Annotated in this window: 10 protein-coding genes and 2 tRNA genes; 8 read left to right on the top strand and 4 right to left on the bottom strand. The window is 69.9% G+C overall.

Features of this window, described 5'->3' with window-relative positions:
* The first annotated feature begins 36 nt into the window (after window positions 1-36).
* The 5 genes from gyrA to ACFYMC_RS19885 all read left to right on the top strand — a co-directional run bounded on the left by gyrA (window position 37) and on the right by ACFYMC_RS19885 (window position 5,372).
* Window positions 37-2,652, top strand: coding sequence for a DNA gyrase subunit A (gyrA, locus tag ACFYMC_RS19905; protein WP_388526816.1), 2,616 nt, complete (start codon window positions 37-39; stop codon window positions 2,650-2,652).
* Between the two features lie 3 nt (window positions 2,653-2,655).
* A complete protein-coding gene (locus ACFYMC_RS19900; protein ID WP_388526814.1) occupies window positions 2,656-3,279 on the top strand; it encodes a DUF3566 domain-containing protein in 624 nt (207 codons plus the stop codon).
* A 91-nt stretch (window positions 3,280-3,370) separates the two neighbouring features.
* Window positions 3,371-3,444, top strand: a tRNA-Ile gene (locus ACFYMC_RS19895).
* A gap of 342 nt (window positions 3,445-3,786) precedes the next feature.
* Window positions 3,787-3,921 (top strand): DLW-39 family protein, encoded by a 135-nt coding sequence (locus ACFYMC_RS19890; RefSeq protein WP_003958712.1) that lies wholly within the window; start codon window positions 3,787-3,789, stop codon window positions 3,919-3,921.
* 125 nt (window positions 3,922-4,046) lie between these two features.
* Entirely contained in the window at window positions 4,047-5,372 is a 1,326-nt protein-coding gene (locus ACFYMC_RS19885; protein ID WP_388526811.1) for a hypothetical protein, read from the top strand.
* Here the strand turns inward: ACFYMC_RS19885 and ACFYMC_RS19880 are convergent.
* Window positions 5,359-6,666 carry a protein kinase gene (locus tag ACFYMC_RS19880; protein WP_388526808.1) on the bottom strand — a complete coding sequence of 436 codons (1,308 nt, stop codon included), beginning with the start codon at window positions 6,664-6,666 and terminating at the stop codon, window positions 5,359-5,361. The genes ACFYMC_RS19885 and ACFYMC_RS19880 overlap by 14 nt on opposite strands.
* A 28-nt stretch (window positions 6,667-6,694) precedes the next feature.
* Window positions 6,695-7,243, bottom strand: coding sequence for a helix-turn-helix domain-containing protein (locus ACFYMC_RS19875; RefSeq protein WP_388526805.1), 549 nt, complete (start codon window positions 7,241-7,243; stop codon window positions 6,695-6,697).
* Between the two features lie 162 nt (window positions 7,244-7,405).
* On the opposite strand from ACFYMC_RS19875, the gene ACFYMC_RS19870 reads away from it, so the two are divergent.
* From ACFYMC_RS19870 to ACFYMC_RS19860, 3 genes are all read left to right on the top strand, one after another.
* A tRNA-Ala gene (locus ACFYMC_RS19870) sits at window positions 7,406-7,478 on the top strand.
* A 145-nt stretch (window positions 7,479-7,623) separates the two neighbouring features.
* On the top strand, window positions 7,624-8,301 hold the full coding sequence (locus ACFYMC_RS19865; protein WP_388526802.1) for a VOC family protein: 678 nt from the start codon (window positions 7,624-7,626) through the stop codon (window positions 8,299-8,301).
* 406 nt (window positions 8,302-8,707) lie between these two features.
* Window positions 8,708-9,694 (top strand): fatty acid desaturase family protein, encoded by a 987-nt coding sequence (locus ACFYMC_RS19860; RefSeq protein ID WP_388526798.1) that lies wholly within the window; start codon window positions 8,708-8,710, stop codon window positions 9,692-9,694.
* Here the strand turns inward: ACFYMC_RS19860 and ACFYMC_RS19855 are convergent.
* Entirely contained in the window at window positions 9,678-18,728 is a 9,051-nt protein-coding gene (locus ACFYMC_RS19855; protein WP_388526795.1) for an amino acid adenylation domain-containing protein, read from the bottom strand. The genes ACFYMC_RS19860 and ACFYMC_RS19855 overlap by 17 nt on opposite strands.
* Complete coding sequence (locus tag ACFYMC_RS19850) at window positions 18,728-20,662, bottom strand: AMP-binding protein (protein ID WP_388526792.1); 1,935 nt, start codon at window positions 20,660-20,662, stop codon at window positions 18,728-18,730. The genes ACFYMC_RS19855 and ACFYMC_RS19850 overlap by 1 nt, the downstream gene beginning before the upstream one ends.
* Window positions 20,663-20,903 lie beyond the last annotated feature (241 nt).

Below are 20,903 nucleotides of genomic sequence, written 5' to 3'. Positions count from 1 at the left end.
CGACGCTGACTGCCTGAAAGGACCTGAAGACCAGCAATGGCCGACGAGAACACTCCGACCACCACGGAGACCCCGGAAGAAGAACCGCAGCTTCGTATCGAGCCCGTCGGGCTCGAAACGGAGATGCAGCGCTCCTACCTCGACTACGCGATGTCCGTCATCGTCTCCCGCGCGCTGCCCGACGTCCGGGACGGGCTCAAGCCCGTTCACCGGCGGGTGCTGTACGCGATGTACGACGGCGGGTACCGGCCCGAGAAGGGCTTCTACAAGTGCGCCCGCGTCGTCGGTGACGTGATGGGTACCTACCACCCGCACGGCGACTCCTCGATCTACGACGCCCTGGTGCGCCTGGCCCAGCCGTGGTCGATGCGACTGCCGCTGGTGGACTCCAACGGCAACTTCGGTTCCCCCGGCAACGACCCGGCAGCCGCGATGCGGTACACCGAGTGCAAGATGATGCCGCTGTCGATGGAGATGGTCCGGGACATCGACGAGGAGACCGTCGACTTCCAGGACAACTACGACGGTCGTAACCAGGAACCGACGGTCCTTCCGGCCCGCATTCCGAACCTGCTGGTCAACGGCTCCGCCGGGATCGCGGTCGGCATGGCCACCAACATTCCGCCGCACAACCTGCGTGAGGTCGCCGAGGGTGCGCAGTGGTACCTGGCCCACCCGGAGGCCTCCCACGAGGAACTGCTCGATGCGCTGATCGAGCGGATCAAGGGCCCGGACTTCCCGACGGGCGCGCTGGTCGTGGGGCGCAAGGGCATCGAGGAGGCGTACCGGACCGGCCGGGGTTCGATCACCATGCGCGCGGTGGTCGAGGTCGAGGAGATCCAGAACCGCCAGTGCCTGGTGGTCACCGAGCTGCCCTATCAGACCAACCCAGACAATCTCGCGCAGAAGATTGCTGATCTGGTCAAGGACGGCAAGATCGGCGGCATCGCGGACGTCCGCGACGAGACCTCCTCCCGTACCGGCCAGCGCCTGGTGATCGTCCTCAAGCGGGATGCCGTCGCCAAGGTGGTGCTCAACAACCTCTACAAGCACACCGACCTCCAGACGAACTTCGGCGCGAACATGCTGGCGCTCGTCGACGGCGTGCCCCGCACGCTCTCACTGGACGCGTTCATCCGACACTGGGTGCAGCACCAGATCGAGGTCATCGTCCGGCGGACCAAGTTCCGGCTGCGCAAGGCCGAGGAGCGCGCCCATATCCTGCGCGGTCTGCTCAAGGCACTGGACGCGATCGACGAGGTCATCGCCCTGATCCGGCGCAGCGACACGGTTGAGGTGGCGCGCGAGGGCCTGATGGGCCTGCTTCAGATCGACGAGATCCAGGCGAACGCCATCCTGGAGATGCAGCTGCGCCGGCTGGCCGCCCTGGAACGCCAGAAGATCGTCGCGGAGCACGACGAGCTCCAGGCGAAGATCAACGAGTACAACGCGATCCTGGCCTCGCCCGAGAAGCAGCGCGCGATCGTCAGCGAGGAGCTGGCGGCCATCGTCGACAAGTTCGCCGATGACCGCCGGTCGAAGCTGGTTCCCTTCGACGGTGACATGTCCATCGAGGACCTGATCGCGGAAGAGGACATCGTCGTCACCATCACCAACGGTGGTTACGTCAAGCGCACCAAGACCGAGGACTACCGCTCGCAAAAGCGCGGCGGCAAGGGCGTGCGGGGCACGAAGCTGAAGCAGGACGACATCGTCGACCACTTCTTCGTCTCCACCACACACCACTGGCTGCTGTTCTTCACCAACAAGGGCCGGGTCTACCGGGCCAAGGCCTACGAACTGCCGGATGCCGGCCGGGACGCCCGCGGGCAGCACGTGGCGAACCTGCTGGCCTTCCAGCCGGACGAGCAGATCGCCCAGATCCTCGCCATCCGCGACTACGAGGCGGCCCCCTACCTGGTGCTGGCCACCAAGGCCGGCCTGGTGAAGAAGACGGCGCTGAAGGACTACGACTCCCCGCGGTCCGGCGGCGTCATCGCGATCAACCTCCGCGAGGCGGCGGACGGCAGCGACGACGAGTTGATCGGCGCTGAGCTGGTGTCCTCGCAGGACGATCTCCTGCTGATCAGCAGGAAGGCGCAGTCGATCCGGTTCACCGCGACCGATGACGCGCTGCGGCCGATGGGCCGGGCCACGTCGGGGGTGAAGGGCATGAGCTTCCGCGAAGGTGACGAGCTCCTGTCGATGAATGTCGTGCGGCCCGGTACGTTCGTCTTCACCGCCACCGACGGCGGTTACGCGAAGCGGACGAACGTCGACGAATACCGTGTCCAGGGCCGTGGCGGTTTGGGTATCAAGGCTGCCAAGATCGTGGAGGACCGCGGTTCGCTCGTCGGGGCGCTGGTCGTCGAGGAGACGGACGAGATTCTCGCCATCACCCTCGGCGGCGGTGTGATTCGCACGCGCGTCAACGAAGTCCGCGAGACGGGCCGTGACACCATGGGCGTCCAATTGATCAACCTGGGCAAGCGGGATGCCGTGGTGGGCATCGCGCGCAATGCCGAGGCGGGTCAGGAAGCCGATGAGGTCGCCGAGGCCTACGCATCCGATGAGCAGGCCGAGGGGCAGTCGACCGAGGTCGCCGAGGTCGCCGGGGGCACGGAGCCTTCGGCCGGGGAGCACGAGGAGTAGAGCGTGAGTGGAGCCACTGGCGCCGGACCCGCCACGACTGGAGGCAGCGGTGCCCGTGGCTCCGCCACGGACTCCAAGGGGGGAACCGTGACGACCGATCCGCGGGGGCCGCAGCCCCAGGCAGAGCCGTACCAGCCGCCGCAGGCGTATCCCGCGCCGGCCGGTGGGCCGACTGCCGTTTCCGGCCAGGGGGCTACCCGGGCCGACCAGCAGGACGGTGTTCGTCGTCCGCGTACGGGTGCGCGGACGACGCCGCGCACCCGTAAGGCTCGACTGCGGGTGGCCAAGGCCGACCCGTGGTCAGTGATGAAAGTCAGCTTCCTGCTGTCGATCGCGCTCGGCATCTGCACGATCGTGGCGGCCGTGGTGCTGTGGATGGTCATGGACGCCATGGGCGTCTTCTCGACCGTCGGGGGCACCATCAGCGAGGCGACCGGATCCAACGAGAGCAACGGGTTCGACCTCCAGTCGTTCCTTTCGTTGCCCCGAGTGTTGATCTTCACCTCGGTGATCGCCGTCATCGACGTGGTGCTGATGACGGCTCTGGCCACGCTGGGCGCGTTCATCTACAACCTCTCCGCGGGCTTCGTGGGCGGCATCGAGCTCACCCTGGCCGAGGACGAGTGACCAGTGGGGGCGGTCCCGGTGGCCGCCCCCAACCGATTTTGGAGCTACCGCCTCCGTGCGCTAATCTTCAGAGGTCAGCGCGCAGCGCGGAGGGGCTATAGCTCAGTTGGTTAGAGCGCATCCCTGATAAGGATGAGGCCACAGGTTCAAATCCTGTTAGCCCCACATGACGAAGACCCCCAGTCGGAAACGGCTGGGGGTTTTTCTGTGGTCCAACGGGCAGGTGAAGCGCCCGAGTGTGCTGCGGTGACGGGAGGGCGGGGTGCGCGGGGAGTCCGGGTGCGGCGTTCTGCCCCGAACCGGGTGGGTTCCGGGGCCGTCCTGAGGTACGTGCGCCAAGGGGTTTCCCAGGTGATGGGCAGCTCGGCGGATATCCCGTGCCGGGCCGTTGCCCCTAGGTGAGTTGGGTCGTTGTTGGTTGCGCTCCCAGGTAACCGATCGGTATCGACCGGTGTGTATAGTCGGGCGCCAGAGGTCCCCTACGTCAATGAAGGACGAGGTAGCGCGGTGAAGAAGCTTCTCCTGGTCGCACTGGCCGCCATCGGCGGGCTCCTCGTGTACCGCCAGATCCAGGCGGATCGCGCCGAGCAGGATCTGTGGACGGAGGCGACCGACTCCGTGCCCGCAGGTTCGGGTGTGTGAGTCCGGCTTTCCAGTCACGAGCCCCGGCTGCCCTTCGGTAGCCGGGGCTCCGTGCTGTTCACCTGAGCAAATTTTCTAGTTGCGTTCGCAAAACCGTCTGGCGCGGTCGAGTGAGGGGTGGGGACGTGGAGAGCCGACGCGGTGGCAGGGGCGTGGGCGTGTGCACGGCGGCCATGGCGTTGTGCACGCTGAGCCTGGGCGCGATGGCACCCAACAAGGCACGCGCCGATGCGGAGGTCGACCCTCTGCCCACCTACGCCTTCGCCGAGAACGCCCAACCGATCGAGGGCGGAGCCACCTCGGCGGACGGCCCCCAACTGAAGAGGGGAACCACCTACCGGGACTCCCTCGGTCCGGGCCAGGAACTCTTCTACTGGGTGGACCTCGACGACGCCTCCAGCGCGTACGTCTTCGCCACCGCGGTGCCCGATCCGGCGAGCACCGTCTCCCACGGCGACGGCATCGACGCGGTGTTGATGGACCGCGCCGGCAAGGAGTGCCATCGAGCGCAGACCACCAAGTTCGGCTTCAGACAAGCACATCCGGTGGCCGACGTCGCCGTCCGTCGGTTCCAGGAGGACGGCGAGTGCCAGAGGGCCGGAACCTACTACGTGAAGATCAGGCGGGTCGAAACCACGGGAGAGGAAGCCCACGACCGGGCTCCCTGGCCGATAGAGCTCCGCTACCTGCGGGAGCCCGCACCCAGCGGAGCCGTGGTGGGCTCGCCACCACCCTCGGCCGCCTGGCCCTCGGCCTCCCCCGCGCCACCCAGTGACAGGCCCCAACCCCGCACCGGCGGAACCGGGTTCAACGATGCCCGAGCCGTGGACACCGGGGTGTGGACGGACCGGCTGTTGCCCGGGCAGACCCGCTTCTACCGGATACCGCTGGACTGGGGCCGCCAGGTGAGCATCGATGCCGAACTGGCCAAGTCCACCATGACCAAGGACTACGGATACGCGCCCTACGGGCTGGCCGTCGAACTGTACAACCCGGCCCGGATACCGGTGGTCCGCAAGCACACCCGCTATGACGGTGAACAGGCCCTCGCCGCCTTCGGACCCACCGCGCCGGCCGACTACCAGAACCGTTTCGCCTTCGAGGACCCCGTGCGTGCGATGTGCCTGTCCGGTTGGTACTACCTCGCCGTCACCCTCGACAGGGAAGTCGGTGACTTCACCTCCGGAAGCGTCCCTCTGACCCTGCGGACAAGACTGAGCGGCGAGCGGACCAGCGGCCCCGGCTACCGGGAGGACGCGACCTCCGCGGGTTTCGGTCTGAGCGCACGGGACCGAAGCGCCGCACGAGAAGGACTGACCCCCGAACAGGCCGCGGACAGCTCCTCGATGAAGGTTCTCGCCACGAGCAGTTTCAGCGTGGGAACCCTGCTGTTGCTGGGCCTGGGCGCGTGGACCTGGGCGGCCCGCAGGGCTCGCCTCAGATCTGGCTGAGCGCCCAGAACCCGACGGCGAAGCACAGCAACGCCAAGAGCAGTACCGCGCCGGTCACCCGCGCGGGCGGCCCCGCGGGGCCGGTGGTCGGCGCCAGGTCGGACCGTCCCGCCCGAGGGCCCCGCGCCGTGTACGGGCGGGTCCTGCTGCTGGCCGGAGTGGGCAGGGAAGGAGGTGCGGTGGGCGGCGGTCCGGGGGCCCGGCTCGGGGGCGCGGGGTGAGCGAAGGAGCCGGCGCCCGCAGCGGCCACCGGAACCGGTGAGGAAGCGGGCCGGCGCACCTCGCCATGGCTCTGAAGGGGCGGTACGGGAGCGGGACCGTCCGCCGACGGGTCGACGGAACCGGCCTTCGGACCTGGCGGGTCGGTGAGTGGCTGCGGGGGCCAGGGGCCTTCCGAGGAGGCTCCTTGGGACCCGATCGGACCTTCCGGGCCGAAACCCGCGGGCAACGGTCCGAGTTGGTCGAACACCTCCACCGGGTCCTCCTGCGGCTCCGCGGCCGGCAGCAGCTCCATGGCGGCGGTGAGCGCCTTGCGCGCGCCGGTGGCGGTGCGAAAGCGCGCCTGAGGATCGGGCTGGATAAGACCCGCGACCACCTGCCACAGGGGCTCGGGGATGCCCTCGGGGGCGCCCGGGGTGCCCTGCGTGAGGAAGTACTCGACCAGGGCGTGGGAGTCAGGTTTGTGGCCCTGGAGCAGGTACAGGGCCACCATGCCGGCGGCGAACAGGTCCGCGGTGAAATCCGGCTCCGCTCCGAGTAACTGCTCGGGGGCGAAGTAGCCGGGGGTGCCCACCACGTAGTGGGTCTCGGTCAGCCGGGGCTCGTCCTTGCGCATCGAGATCCCGAAATCGGACAGCCGCAGATGCGGCTGCCCGGTTCCCGTGGCCTCCAACAGGATGTTGGCGGGCTTGATGTCGCGGTGTACGACACCCTCCGCGTGTACGGCGGTCAGTCCGGCCAGTAGTTGGTCGAGCAAGACACAGACGAAACGCGGCGGCAGTGGTCCGTAGTCACCGATGACATGCGCGAGGGACCCGCCGGCCACCAACTCCATGGTGAACAGCACCTGGTCGTCGTCCGCGGCCCAGGAGGCCGGGGCCAACACATGGGGGTGGTCGATGCGCAGCGCCTGCTCGCGCACGAAACGCAGCAAGGTGTGGGCGTCGGACTGTTGGAGCACCTTGGCCGCCACATAGCGGCGACGACGCCGGTCCCAGGCCCGCCAGACCGCTCCGGATCCGCCGCGGCCGATCGGATCGACGAGTTCGTACCGCCCGGCGAAGACCTCACCCATCGTGCTGCGCCCGCCCCCTGATCTTGGATCAGCCTTGGTGCGCCTCGTAGTGGGCCACCGCGTCCGCGGTCCGCCCGGCGCCGTACACCCGGAGGAACTCTGCCAGTTCCGGGTGGCTCGGGGCGAGGGAGTCGGCTGCTTCGATGATGTCGCCGGCCGCGGCGACCGACCGCAACAGCGACTGGATCTCGCGCACCACCCGGCGGACCGTGGGGGCGCCCGAACTGGAACTGCTCTGGGTGGTGTTGCTCAACACCGAACCCCCCTGGGTCCGCTTGATCTCGTCCATCCGCCCGGTGGCCTCGGCGGCGCTGATGCTGCCGTCGGCAACCTGGCTGGCGAGCTCCTGAAGGGCCTGGACGCGCTGGACCACGGCAGGATTTCCGATCTTGGCGCGCTGGCCGCTCATCAACTGCGACAGCATGGGAGCGGACAGGCCGAGCACCGCTGCCAGACGGGCCTGATTGAGCCCGAGATCATCTATGAGTCGGCGGAAGAGCGCTCCCAACGGTTCCCCGTACCAGCTGCGCTGAAGCTCTCTTGCTCTTGCCGAAGCCTCTTGCTGTACTGCGTCCACTACTACTCCCCTGCCTTCGCTGGTGCGAACCTCGCGAGCATCCTACGGAGCGTGGTCGCCCGCCGGGAGTCCCTATCATTTTGCGATATCCGGGGGGTGACCCGGTACTCTGTTCTGCGGAAGGGGCCACGACCTGGTGAGACCGGTCGCGTCCGCTTTTTCGGGGCCTTAGCTCAGTTGGTAGAGCGCTGTCTTTGCATGGCAGATGTCAGGGGTTCGACTCCCCTAGGCTCCACACGTATACACCCCTCTGACCTGCGGAAACGCGGTCAGGGGGGTGTTTTCGTCCCGATCGGCGCCTGCTCGCCCCCGCGCGTGAGCGTCGACGCCGGTACGGACAAGGCCGGGCGGGCTTGGTCCGGGGCTGGCACCATGAGGGCATGGATGTGCTTGGCAACCGGGAGATCCTGAAGACGATCGACGCCGGGCTCGGGGAGTGGCGCAAGCTCGCCCAGCCCCTCATGGCTCGCTACCGGGTTGCCGACGGCGTCAGGGGGGCCGAGTTCGCCGCGGCGGTCGCCCGTGAGGCGGTCGCTTGTGGGTACGAGGTCCCCGAGATCCGGCTGGGGCCAGGTTTCGTCGATGTCACGCTCTACACCGTGGATGCTCACAGTGGGCGCCGGCGTGTGACGGACTCGGACATCGATCGGGCCCGTTGCGTCTCCCGGCTCGCTGCGGAGCACGGACTGAGCGCCCACCCCGGTGAGGTCACACAGATCGAGTTGGTGCTCGACACTCCTTCAGCCGTCGAGATGGGCCCGTTCTGGTCGGCCCTGCTCACCGGGGATCGTGACAGAGCGCTGGTGCGCGACACGGTCTTCGACTCGACGAACCGGGTGCCCAGCACGTGGTTCCAGGCCACCGGGCAGCATCCGACTCCGCGGCAACGCTGGCACATCGACCTCTGGCTCGCGCCGGAGACGGCTGACGAGCGCATCGCCCGCGCGTTGGCCGCCGGAGGCACGGTGGTCGACGACACCCACGCTCCGTCCTTCACCGTGCTCGCCGATCCCGACGGAAACCGGGTCTGCGTCTGTACCGCTCTCGATCGGGTCTGAAAAGAGCTGGCCGGTAATCCCTGGTGTACCGGCGGGCGCCGCATACCGGCCTCCCTCCAACGGTCCCCAGTTGAGGGGACAGGAATTGATAGCCGGGGCTTCATAGCATGACGGACGACAAGGAACGCTGCGGAGGCTCTCGCGGCTGTTGTCGCGAAGGCTTGAAGGGCTTACTGCGGCAAGGAGTTGGCGTGTGACCGGTGTTCGGCCACCGGTCGGTGCGACTGCACGTCAGCGGCGCTCTCGGCGGAACTCCTGTGAGTCTCCGCCTCGGTGAATGACCCGGTGAATGAATTCACTCGGCTCTCCGCGTTCGCGTCAGGTCAGCCGAGAGCGTCGCGACGTATTCGCGTGCCTCCCCCAGCAACAGACGGACGCCGCTCTATTGCCAGCCGGGGGGGAACCGATGAATACGCACCCGACACGCCCTATCGCCCGACTGGGGGAGGAAAGGCCGTACCGGAAGGGGTACCGGCTGGCCCCGGATCTGCGCGCGGAGATCGCCGCCGCGCACCGCACCCGGCCCCTTCTCACGATGAGTTGTGCGGCCCTCGATGTGGTGGTCGCGGTGTCGGTGTCGGTGGCGTGCGGTTGGCTGCTGGCCGCCGTGAGCGTCTGGGTGGCGTTGCCCCTCGTCGTGCTCGGTTGCCTCGTCGTCGCTCGCCAGTTGCGGGCGCTGGAGAACCTCACGCACGAGGCCTCGCACTACAACTGGGCTCGCCACCAGCGTCGTTGGAACGACGCGCTGGGGTGGCTGCTTGCGGGGCTGCCCACCGGTGGCCGGCTGTCCGACTACCGCGAGAGCCACCTGAGGCACCACGGCAGGTTCGGAACTTCGCAGGACCCCGACCGGCGGCGCTACGCGGAACTCGACCTCGAAGGGATGCGACGCTCCTCTGCCGGGGCGTTCGCGGCCTCGGTGCTCGGGCGGGCGGTGCGATACCAGATCGGCTGGCTGCGCGAAGTCAGGTCTGACCTGTCGGTGACCACCGCGGCACTGCTGTGGAGCGTGGTGGTCGTGGCTGTTCCCACGGGTTTGTTCGCGGGCCCCTTTGCCGCGGTCCTGGCCGAGGGGTTCTGGATCGTCTCGGCCTTCGTGGTGCTTCCGGTGCTGAGGCTCGTCGCCGAGGCCGACGAGCACATCTACTCCGACTGCGACACCGTCTTCGAAGCCACCATCTCCAACATCGGGCTGGTGCAGCGCCTGCTCGTCCATCCGCACGCCGACGGCTACCACACCGTCCACCACCTGTGGCCGGGCATCCCGCATCACGCGCTGCGCCGCACCCATCTGGTGCTCATGAGCCGCGACCCCGAGTACGCCCGGCGGATACGCATCCGCCGGGGCGTACTCGACACTCCCCGGGCCGCGGGAGCTACTCCAACTCGCTGAGCAGGGCCTCCACGGCGGCTGCGTCCGCCTGTTCGGCCTGCAGGCGGACGATCAACTGGGCCAGGCTCTCGACCGTCGGAGACTCGAAGACCTGCCGCAGCGCCACTTCGAGCCGGAAGGTCTCCCTGATCCGGGAGACCAGCTGGGTCGCGAGCAGCGAGAAGCCGTTCAGCTCGAAGAAGGTGTTGTGGACGCCCACGCCCTTGACGCCGAGGAGTTCCTCGAAGATCTCGACGAGTTGGTGTTCCACCGGGGTGCGGGGTGCCACGTACGGGTCCCGTGCGTCGTCCCCAGCGGGATCGGGTAGGGCGAGAACGTCGTAGTCGCCGTCCGGGGTGAGCGGGAGCCGGTCAAGGAGTATGAGTTGTTGGGGCATCAGGTATTCCGGCAGCCTGAGGGTGAGGTGCTGGCGCAGTTCGGAGGCGTTCACCGTGCCCTCCTCAGCGGCGATGAAGGCGACGAGGCTGACCAGGCCGTCCGAGCCGGGAACCTCGGTCACCAGCGCGTCCCGTACCGCGGGAAGGTCCCGAAGGGCCGCAGCGACCTCCACCGGGTCACTCCGGGTGCCTGCGGCGACAGCGAACTCCACTGTTCCGTCAGGAAGCCGGCGCCCCAGGTCGGTGGTCGGCCGCCCTGCGAAACGGATCTCCGCGATCTCGCCCGGTGCCACCGGCTGGCCTCCCCGGTTCAGCAGTTCCAGGCGGGAGCCTCCCGCTTCGGTGCCGACGGGGACCCGGAGCGGAGCGGTCTGGGCTCGCCAGCCCTCCGGTAGGTCGAAGGCCGCCAGTGGACGGCCGGTCGTGCTCAGCCCGTAGAGGGCGACGACCCCGTTGGGCCTCGCCAGACTGTGTACGAGCTCCACGTCCTGGGACGTCAGCCGGCCGTCGTTCTCGAGGAAGACGTACCGCAGCGAGGGCAGTGGCCCCCCGTGCGCCGCCAGGCCCCGAAGCTGCGGGGCGGTCAGGTGGAGCACGGTCACCGAGGTGCGCCGCAGCCAGTCGTACAGGGCTCGGGGGTCCCCGGTGGTCGAGCGGTCGGGTACCACAAGGGTCGCGCCGGCCGCGCGAGAGGCGTTGAACGCCGACAGCACCGGTCCGGAGCCGCCGGAGAGTACGGCGAACCGGTCTTCGGGGCCGAGGTCGTACCGGCCGAGCGTCCAGTCGGCCTCCTCGGGCATCGGGCGGTCGGCCGCTCCGCCGTCGACCTGCGCGAGCAGGGCTCGGACGTCGACCGCGCTCTCGGGGGTGTCCTCGGACGGGTCCGGGTCGAGGACGGCACTGATGAACGGATGGTTGGCCAGGCCCCTCTCGGCTTCGGTGGCCGAGAAGGGGATGCCCGCCCGAGCACAGCCGAGCACCGCGAGGGCGAAGCCAGCCGTGTGCCGTTTGATCACGGCCACGTCCCCGTCGCCGTGATCGGCCACGGCCCGGGCCACCTCGTCGGCCGCCTCGTACAGCTGCGCGTACGTCCAGGAGTTGGCGCCGTCGGTCAGCGCGATCCTGTCCGGCGCGGGGCGCACAGGGTGCGGTGCCGCCGCCGGGGCGTCGTGGGGCGCGGCGGTTTCCGCGAGAGCGTGCAGGGGGTAGTCGAGGATGCCGAGTGCCGGGTCGGCCGCGGCGCCGACCAACAGGGCACGCACCTGTTCGAGCAGGGCGTCCATCATCGCGGAGTCGTACCGGTCCCGGTGGAAGACGAGTTCGAACTTTACGGCCGCCTCAGAGGTGTGGGCGGTCAACGCGAGGTCGAACTTGCTGGGTAGGGCGGGCGGGTCCACGTTCCGCACGGAGACGCCGCCGAGCTCCCAGTCCTGCGAGGTGCTCTCCACCATGTTCAAGATGACCTGGAAGAGCGGGGTTCGGGTGGGGTCGCGAGGAACCTGCAGTTCGCTCACGAGCACATCGAACGGGGTGTCTTCGTTGTGCGTGTACCCGTCGAGGGCGACCTTGCGGACCCGGCCGAGCAGTGTGTCGAAGGCCGGATCGCCGGAGAGGTCGATGCGGAGCGGGAGGGTGTTGACGAAGAACCCGATCAGGTCGTTGGTCGCGGCGTCGTTCCGGGTGGTGACGGGGGCCCCGATGACCAGGTCGTCCTGTCCGGACCAGCGGTGCAGCACCGTCGCCAGCAGGGTCAGCAGCAGCATGAAGGGGGTGACGCCGTGGGCACGGCACAGCTCGTGCAGGGTCCTCGTCTCCTCGGCGGAGAGCTCTGCCCACACTCGGCCGCCCTCGGTGCCCTGGGCCGGGGTGCGCCGCTGCGCGACCGGCAGGTCGAGGGCGGGCGGTGCGCCGTCGAGTTGTTGGCGCCAGTAGCCGACCTGTGCCTCCAACTTCTGTGGAGTCAGCCACTCCCGCTGCCAGGCCGCGTAGTCGCGGTACTGGACGGCGAGTGGTGCGAGGCCCGCCGCGTCGGGGTCACCGTTCGCTTCGTACAGCCGTGAGAGTTCCGTGAGGAAGAGCCGGATCGACCAGGCGTCCGAGACGATGTGGTGGATCGTGATGCTCAGCAGGTGTTCGCCGTCGGCGAGTTTGATCAGGAGGCACTGGAAGAGGGGGCCGTTCGCCAGGTCGAAGGCGGTGGTGGCCTGCTCGTCCGCGAGTTTCAGCGCGGCGCCCTCGCGGTCGCCGGCGAAGCCGCTCAGGTCCTCGGTGGCGAGGGTCCAGGTGTCGTCGGCGTCCGCCACCGACTGGATCGTGTGGCCATCGACCACGGGGAAGGTGGTGCGCAGCGTCTCGTGCCGGGCGATGATCGCCCGGATGCTGCGCTCCAGCGCCGCCACATCGAGTTCGCCGAGGAGCCGCTGCCTTCCGTGCACGTTGTAGGCGACGGAGGAACGTAGCTGGTCCTCCAGCCAGAGCCGCTGCTGGTCGTACGAGAGGACGGCTTCGGCGTCCGCTGCGCGTGGCTCGATCCCGGGACGACCCGGTGCCAGGGCGGCTGCGATGCGCTCGACCGTTCCGAGCTCGAAGACCTGTCGGACGGACACCTCGACGCCGAGCTCCTCGCGCAGCTTGCCGACCACCTTCGAGGCCTGGAGCGACTGCCCGCCCAGGTCGAAGAAGTTGTCCTGCCGACCGACCGTGGCGACCCCGAGCACCTCGCTGATGACGTCGGCGATGGCCTGCTCGGTGGGGGTGCGGGGCGGGGCGGAGGGGGCCGGCGCGTACCAGTCCGGTGGGGGCAGCTCGGTGCGGCTGATCTTCGCGGTTCGGGTGTAGGGCAGGCTCGCCATCGGAACGAGCACCCTGGGCACCATGTAGTGCGGCAGGATCGCGTACAACCGGGCCCTCAGGTCGCCCTGCTCGGCCGGTCCGGTGAAGTATCCGGCCAGCTGGAGCTGTCCGGCCGGGTCGGTGACGGGGACGACCGCGGCGTCGGTGACTCCGGGCAGGGCACGGAGTCGGGCCTCCACTTCGCCGGTCTCGACGCGGTGACCCCACAGCTTGACCTGGCCGTCGCGGCGGCCGACGAGTTCCAGGGAACCGTCGGGGAGCAGCCAGGCGAGATCTCCGGTGCGGTAGCTGCGACCCTCGGGGCCGTCGTGGAAGACGGCCGCCGTCTGGGCCGGGTCGAGGTAGCCCAGGGCCAGGGACGGCCCGGAGCAGATGATCTCACCGAAGAGCTCGGCGGGACGGCCGTCCGCGCCCCGCAGGTGGACGTCGACTCCGGGGATGGGGCGGCCGATGGACACCGATGCGCGGGGCAGCGCCTCGCCGGGTTCGATGACGTGCATCAGAGCGACGCTGCACTCGGTGAGCCCGTAGACATTGACGATCCGGCAGGCGGGGAGCTTGCGCTGGATGAAGGCGACGTCGTCGCCGGTGAGTTTCTCGCCGCCGTACGCAGTGGTGTGCAGGGTGTCGGGCCAGTCCGGGGCGCCGGCGGCGGTGGCGAGTTCACGGAACGCGGTCGGGGTGGAGTGGTAGATGGTCACGCCGGAGCGGGACAGGGTCTCGCGGACCGCTTCGGCCCCGTCCCGGCGCAGGTCCATGGGGCAGGCGGTGGCTCCGTGGACGAGTGCTGAGTAGAGGTCCTGGCCGGCGCCGTCGGCGGTGTAGGAGCAGACCATGCTGAGCCGGTCCGTCTCCGTCACCCCGAGGACGCTGGCGTAGGCGTACACGTGACGGGCCACGTTGTGGTGGCTCTGCAGGACCGCTTTGGGAAGGCCGGTGGAGCCGGAGGTGAACAGCACGTACGCGACGGCGTTCGGGTCGAGCGGGGTCCAGGTGTCCAGCGGCCGGGCGGTGGCGTCGTTCACGTCGAGCACGGGTCGGCCGCCAGCGATCTTCTCGGCCAGTGCCCGGTTGGCGCGGTCGGTGACGACGGCGTCGGCGTCGGTGAGTTCGATGAGCTGTGAAAGGCGCCCCTCGGGGGCGTTGGTGTCGAGCGGCATGTAGGCGTGGCCTGCCGCCATGATGCCGAGCATCGCGACGGGGACCTCGGTGCCCTGCCCACACAGGATGCCGACCCGGCCGTGCTCGGTCGTCACCTGCTCGCGCAGGGCGCCGCCGAGGAGGCGTGCACGGTGGTCGAGTTCGGCGTAGCTGAGCGTGGTGTCCGAAGTCCACAGGGCGGGCCGGTCGGGGTGCAGCGCCACCCGTTTCAGGAAGCCCGTGGCGACGGTGCCGCCTTCGGGCGCGACGGAGGGGGTGAGGGGTATGCCGGTGCCTCTGCTGAGGTGCAGGTCGCCGACGGGACGCTGGGGGTCCGCCGCGACCTGGCCGAGCAGTGTGACGTACCGGTCGAGTAGGGCCTCGGCGGTGTCCGCTTCGAACAGGTCCTGGCTGTAGCTGAGCAGCAGGTCGACGGAGCCGTCGGGCAGGTCCTCGACGTACAGCTCAAGGTCGTACTTGGCGGGCAACCGCTCGGTCGCCATCTGTTCGGCGGTCAGACCCGGGGCCGAGAAACGGGAGCCGGGCTGGTTGAGGTAGTTGAACATCACGTCGAACAGCGGGGTGCGGCTCGGGCCGCGGGCGGGCAGGTCGAGCTCGGCCAGGACCGCCTCGAACGGCGCGTTCTGGTGTTCGAGGGCGTCGAGCACGCTCTGCCGGACCTGTTGGAGCAGTGTGGTGAAGGAAGCGTCGTCGTGGACCTCGGCGCGTAGCACCACGGTGTGCAGGAAGAACCCGATCAGACGCTCGAACTCGCTGTGGCCGCGGCCCGCGACGGGCGAGCCGACCGCGATGTCCTCCTGCTCGCTATGCCGGTGCATCAGCACGAAGAACGCCGTGAGTAGCACCATGTAGGGGCTGGCCGAGTGCTGTGCGCCCTGGGCGTGCAGCCGTCCTGCGACCTCGGCGGAGACCCGGTGGCGTGCCAGGGCGCCGCGATAGCTCGGGCGGGCCGGACGCAGCCGGTCGGTCCGCAGTTCCAGCGGTGCCAGGTCCTTGAGCCGGCTTCGCCAGTAGGCCAGGTGGGCGTCGAGGGCGCCGCTGTCGAGGGCTGCTCGCTGCCAGGCGGCGTAGTCGGCGTACTGGACCGCGAGCTCCGGCAGATCGGCGTCGCGCTCTTCGCACAGCGCCGAGTAGGCCCGACCGAGCTCTTCGCCCAGGACGGCGAGGGACCAGCCGTCCGCGATGAGGTGGTGAACGGTGAGCAGCAGCGCGTGGTCCTGCTCGCCCCACTTCGCGAGGTGCACGCGCAGCAGCGGGCCCGTGCTCATGTCGAGCCCTCCGGCGGCCTCTTCGGCGAGTGCCGGTAGCTCTGACTCCGCGCCCAGGCAGACCTGTTCGAGGCCGGAGAGCGGCTCGGGATGGATGAGTTGCTCCAGCTGCCCGTCCGTTTCGCGGAACGTGGTGCGAAGGGCCTCGTGGCGTCCTATGACGGTGCGCAGCGCCTGGTCGAGGAGGTCGGGGCGGACGGTGCCGGTGAGGCGCAGCGCGCCCTGCATCAGCCAGGCGCGGTGGGCGGCGGGATCGATCCGGCACAGGAACCACAGCTGTTGTTGACCGGTCGTCGCGGCGGCCAGCGCGGTGCCGTCGGGTCCAGCTCGGCGGGGGGTGACGGTGGGCGCGGGCGAGGTGCCGGAGGTTTGCAGGGCCGCCGCCAGCTCGGACAGCACGGACCGTTCGAAGACCAGACGGACGGGGGCTTCCACACCGGCCCGCTCGCGCAGCCGGTTGAGGACCTGCCCGGCGAGCAGCGAGTGCCCGCCCAGGTCGAAGAAGTCGTCATCGCGCCCGATGTCCTGGACGCCGAGGAGTTCCCGCCAGATGCCGGCGACCACCTGTTCGGCTTCGCCCCGGGGTGCTTCGCCCCGGCTGCCCTTCTGTACGGGGGCGGGCAGAGCGCGTCGGTCGACCTTGCCGTTCGGGGTGCGCGGAATGGCGTCGAGTACCACGAAGGAGGACGGCACCATCGCGTCGGTCAGCGTCCGTCGCAGGTGGTCGCGGAGTTCGGCGTGGTCGATGTCGCCGGGAGCCGTGCCGGTGACGTATCCCACGAGCCGGTCCCCGTGCATCATGGCGACGGCGTCGCCCACCTCGGGGCGCCCGCGCAGGGCGGCTTCGATCTCGCCCAGTTCGATGCGCTGCCCGCGCACCTTGACCTGGAAGTCCTGGCGCCCGAGGTAGGACAGCTCGCCGTCCGGGCGGTACCGGACCAGGTCGCCGGTGCGGTACATCCGTCCGCCCGGGGTGAAGGGGTCGGGCACGAAGCGGGCGGCGGTCAGTGCGGGCCGCTTCAGATAGCCGCGGGCCAGGCCCCGGCCGCTGAGGTACAGCTCGCCGACGGCGCCCACCGGCACCGGGCGAAGCTCCGTGTCCAGGACGTATGCGCGCTCGTGCGGGACGGGCCGCCCGATCGGCGGCTGCTGTTCGCCCCGGGCCACGCGGGAGTAGGTGGAGTACGTGGTGTCCTCGCTGGGGCCGTACAGGTTGTACACGGCCTCGACGTACCCGGTGGCGTACAGGTCCTCGACGAGGGCGCCGGGCAGTGCCTCGCCACCCAACCCGATCACCTTCGGGGTGCCGCGCAGTCCGCCGCCGGCGACCAGTTCCCGGGCCGCGGACGGCACCGTGCAGATCAGGGTGACCTCGGGGGCGTCGGGTGCCAACAGCGCGAGCGGGTCGTCGACGACGACGACCGTGCCGCCCGCGCTCAGCGGACCGAAGAACTCGAAGACCGAGACGTCGAAGCAGACGGACGTGGAGGCCAGTACCCGTGACAGCTGGTGGGTGGTGTACTCGCCCAACCCCCAGCGCACCATTTCCACGGTGCTCGCGTGGGTGAGGGCGACGGCCTTCGGGGTGCCCGTGGAGCCCGAGGTGTAGAGGACGTAGGCGAGCGAGTCCGGGCGGGTGCCGATGTCGTCGGGGGGAGTCAGTGGTTGCCGGTCGAGGGCTTCGTGGTCGAGTTCGGTGAGGATCGTGCGGGCCCCGCTGTCCCGGCGCATGAACTCGATGCGCTCGGCCGGGTAGGCCGGGTCGAGCGGCAGGTAGGCGGCGCCGGCCTTGAGGATGCCGAGCATCGCGACGGCGAGGTCGACGGTGCGCGTCAGCTGGATGCCGACGATGTCCTCGGCGCCGGTTCCTCCGGCTCGCAGTTGGTGGGCGAGCTGGTTGGAGCGTTCGTCGAGCTGGCGGTAGGTGAGCTGCTGCCGGGCGTCGGTGACGGCGGGCGCGTCTGGTACCCGCGCGACCTGTTCGGCGAACAGGTCGGTGAGACGCGCGGACCGGTTGTCGGGTCGTGCTCCGGTGCCCCACCGGGCGAGGAACTCGCGGTCTTCGGGGGTGTGCGGGTCGAGGTCGGCGGCGACTCGGTCGGGGTCGGCGAGTGCCTCGGCCAGCAGTGCGTGCAGGCGCTCGGCGGTACGACCGGCCGTCGACGAGTCGAAGACCTCGGCGTTGTAGTCCCAGGTGCCCCACAGCTGTTCGCCGTCGCGCCACAGGTGGAGTTCGACGTCGTGCTGGGTGGCCGGCCGCGGAAGCTGGACCGGTTGCAGCGGGCTGTCGCCGAGACGGGGGGTGCTGAGCTCGCCGTGGAAGACGAAGTGGGTGCGGAACAGCGGCGAGCGGTCGGTGCTGCGGCCGGTCGCGAGCGCGGCGACGACGTCCTCGAAAGGGGCCTCGCGGTGTGCGAGCGCGGTCAGGGCGGTGTCCTTGGCGCGGCGGACCAATTCGCGGAAGCTGGGGCGTCCGGAAAGGTCGGTGCGCAGGACCAGCGGGTTGGTGATCAGTCCGACGACGCCGTGCGTACCGGGCCGGGCGCGGCCGGCCTCGGGCACGCCCACGCCGAAGTCGCTCTGCCCGGTGTGGCGGCCCAGGAGCAGCTGGTAGGCGGCGAGGAGGACCGTGAACAGGGTGGTGTTCTCCTCCTTCGCGAGCCCTTCGGCGGCGCTCACCAGATCGGCGGGCAGCGACAGCGGGACCGAACCGGCCCGGAAGCCGGAGTCCGCCGTTCGCGGATGGTCGGTGGGCAGATCGAGGACGGGTAGACCAGCGAGCTGCTCCTTCCAGTACGCGAGGGCCTTGGCGTCTACCCGAGGAGCGGGGACGTCCCAGGTGGGGGAAGTCAGCTCGGCTCCGCCGTAGAGGGTTTCGAGCTCGCCGAGCAGGATCCGTAGTGAGCCGCCGTCGCACACCAGGTGGTGGGTGACGAAGACCAGCAGGTGTTCTTCGTCGCGGAGCTGGAAGCCGTGTACCCGCACGAGTGGGGCGCGGCCGAGGTCGAACGGCGTGCCGGCCACCTGCTCGGCGAGCTTTTCGGCCGCTTCCGGGTCTTCGCGCAGGTCGGTCCAGGCGGTCACCGGCTCGGGATCGGTGAGCACCTCGCGGACCGGTCCCTCGGGCCCCGCACGGAAGCCGCTGCGCAGGGCCGGATGGCGGTCGACCAGGGCGGCGACCGCCGAGTCGAGACGCTCGTGGTCGAGCGCGCCCGTGTGGCGGGCGGCGAAGCTCAGGTTGAACACCGCGGTGCCCGGGTGGAGCCCCTCGAAGAGCCAGATGCCCTGCTGCGCGGGGCTGATGGAGGTGGGCCCGCTCGCAGTGCGCGCACTGCGCCAGCGTTCCACCAGGTTTCGTCCGGTCGTCAGGTCCATTACGCCGCCGCCTCGCCCTTGATCACCGAGTGGACGCGGTCGTGTACCGAGTCCGTGGCCCGCCCCTCAGCGAGCCATTGCGCCACCAGTCCTTCGGCCAGGTCCTGTGGGGTCGCGGCCGAGAACACCACCCGCAGGGGTACGGGCAGGTCCAGCGTGTCCTCCAGGACGGCCGCGGCCTCGGCGGCCAGCACCGAGTCGAGGCCCAGGTCGATCAGGCCGTCCGTCGGCCGGACTTCCGGGATGTTCCGGACCCCGGCGACGATCCCGCAGATCAGCGTGGTCAGCCCGGTCGTGGCCACTTCGGCCGATCCGTCCACCGCGGTGCGCGCGGCGGTCAGTTCGCCCAACTTCGTCTCGTCGTTGGCGACGGCGTCGTCGTACGCTCCCGCCAGGAACTCCTCGCGGCACCGGGACCGCCGGACCTTCCCGCTCGACGTGCGCGGCACCGCACGCGGCGGCACCAGGATCACCAGCCCCAGCGGGAGCCCGGTGCCGCCGAGCACCGCTGCGCGCACCTGCGCCGCGAGCTCCACGGTCCGCTCGCCGCGTACCTCCACGACCAGTGTGGGGCACGGCTCGGGACCGTCCACGAGGAAGGCGGCAGCGGTGCCGGCCCTTCTGCCGAGCAGTTCCAGCGCGGGCACTTCGACGTCCGAGGCGTGGTGGTTGGCGCCGCGGAACACGATGACGTCCTTGGCCCGCCCGGTGACGGTGAGTTCCCCGTCTTTCAGCCGGCCGAGATCTCCGGTCCTCAGGAACGTCTCGCCGTCGAGCTCGCCGAAGAGGTCGGAGCCGTCCGCGGACCAGTAGCCGGGCGTGATGTGCCGACCGGCGATCCAGATCTCCCCCTCCTGGCCGCCCGCGCTCGGCACGCCCAGGTCCGGGTCCACAACGGTGACGTGCTGGCCGGTCACGGGAGTTCCGCAGCTGACCGTCCCGTCGGGGGTCGGCCCCGACCAGTGGCCGGCGCTGACGATCAGCGTCGCCTCTGCGAGCCCGTAGCAGGGCACGAACGCCTTCGGGTCGAAGCCCACCGGGGCGAAACGTTCCGCAAAAGCCGTCATGGTCTGCTGCTTGACGGCCTCCCCACCACTGAACGCCACACGCCACGACGACAGGTCGAGTCCTTCGAGGGCGGCGTCGTTGTGCGCCCGGCGGACGCACAGGTCGTACGCGAAGTTCGGGCCACCAGTGACCGTGATGCGCTGTTCCGTGACCTGCCGCAGCCAGGACAGCGGTGACTTCAAGAAGTCCTCCGGCGGCACGACCCGGACCGGGATGCCCGAGGAAAGGGGGGCGAGTAGACCACCGATGAGCCCCATGTCGTGGTACGGGGGCAGCCATGTCAGTCCCCGCGAGGCGGAGTCCAGGCCGAACGCCTCGGCGATTGCCCTGGTGTTCGCCGCGACGCTCTCATGACGCACCAGGACGCCGCGGGGGCGCCCGGTGCTGCCGGAGGTGTACTGGATGATCGCTATGTCCTGGCCGGTGGCGCCCGGGGGGCGGAACCACGTGGTGTCGTCGGCCTCCGGCCCCGGGACGCTGAGGAAGGCCGCAGCCGGGATGTCGGGGTGCCGCTCGGGGGCGACGACGACCTTCGGGCGGGCGTCCTCGACGATCCCTGACAGCCTCCTGCGGTCGGGGACGGAGGACTGGCCGGGCGGGTAGGCGGGTATCACCGGACGGCCGGCGAGGAACCCGGCGAGGACCGCGACCACGTACTCCAGGCCGGCGGGGTAGAGCAGCAGCACCGGGCCGTCTTCGCAGTCGGCGAGCTGGCGGGCCAGCGCTGAGGCACGTCCGGCGAGTCGGCCGTAGCTCAATACGGTGGACCGGCCATCCCTGCCGGCGAGTTCGTAGGCGGTGGCGTCCGGCTCCCGGTCGGCCCGGGACTGGAGTATGTCGACCAGTAGGTCCGGGCGGTCGGTCAAGGAGGCCCTCCCGAGCATGCGGTTCCGGCGGCCCGGCCCAGGGGTTCGGGCGGGCCGTGTCCAGGCCCCGCATGCCGCGGGTGCACGGCTCGTGGCGCTGCCACGTCGGGGGACCTGAGGTGGAGTAATTGGTCGCCTGCGCCGTCTCGGCACGTCATCCCGCCCGATGTGCCGGCGAGGCGTCCTCTGGGCGGCAGCCCACACCATGCCGAGCAAGGTAATCGTCGTCCCCCAGAGGTGG

Origin of the sequence: Streptomyces sp. NPDC006879 (assembly GCF_042869595.1) — a bacterium.
GTDB lineage: Bacteria > Actinomycetota > Actinomycetes > Streptomycetales > Streptomycetaceae > Streptomyces.
Note: the sequence above shows the minus strand (reverse complement) of the source record. Positions and strands in the feature narration are given on the sequence as shown.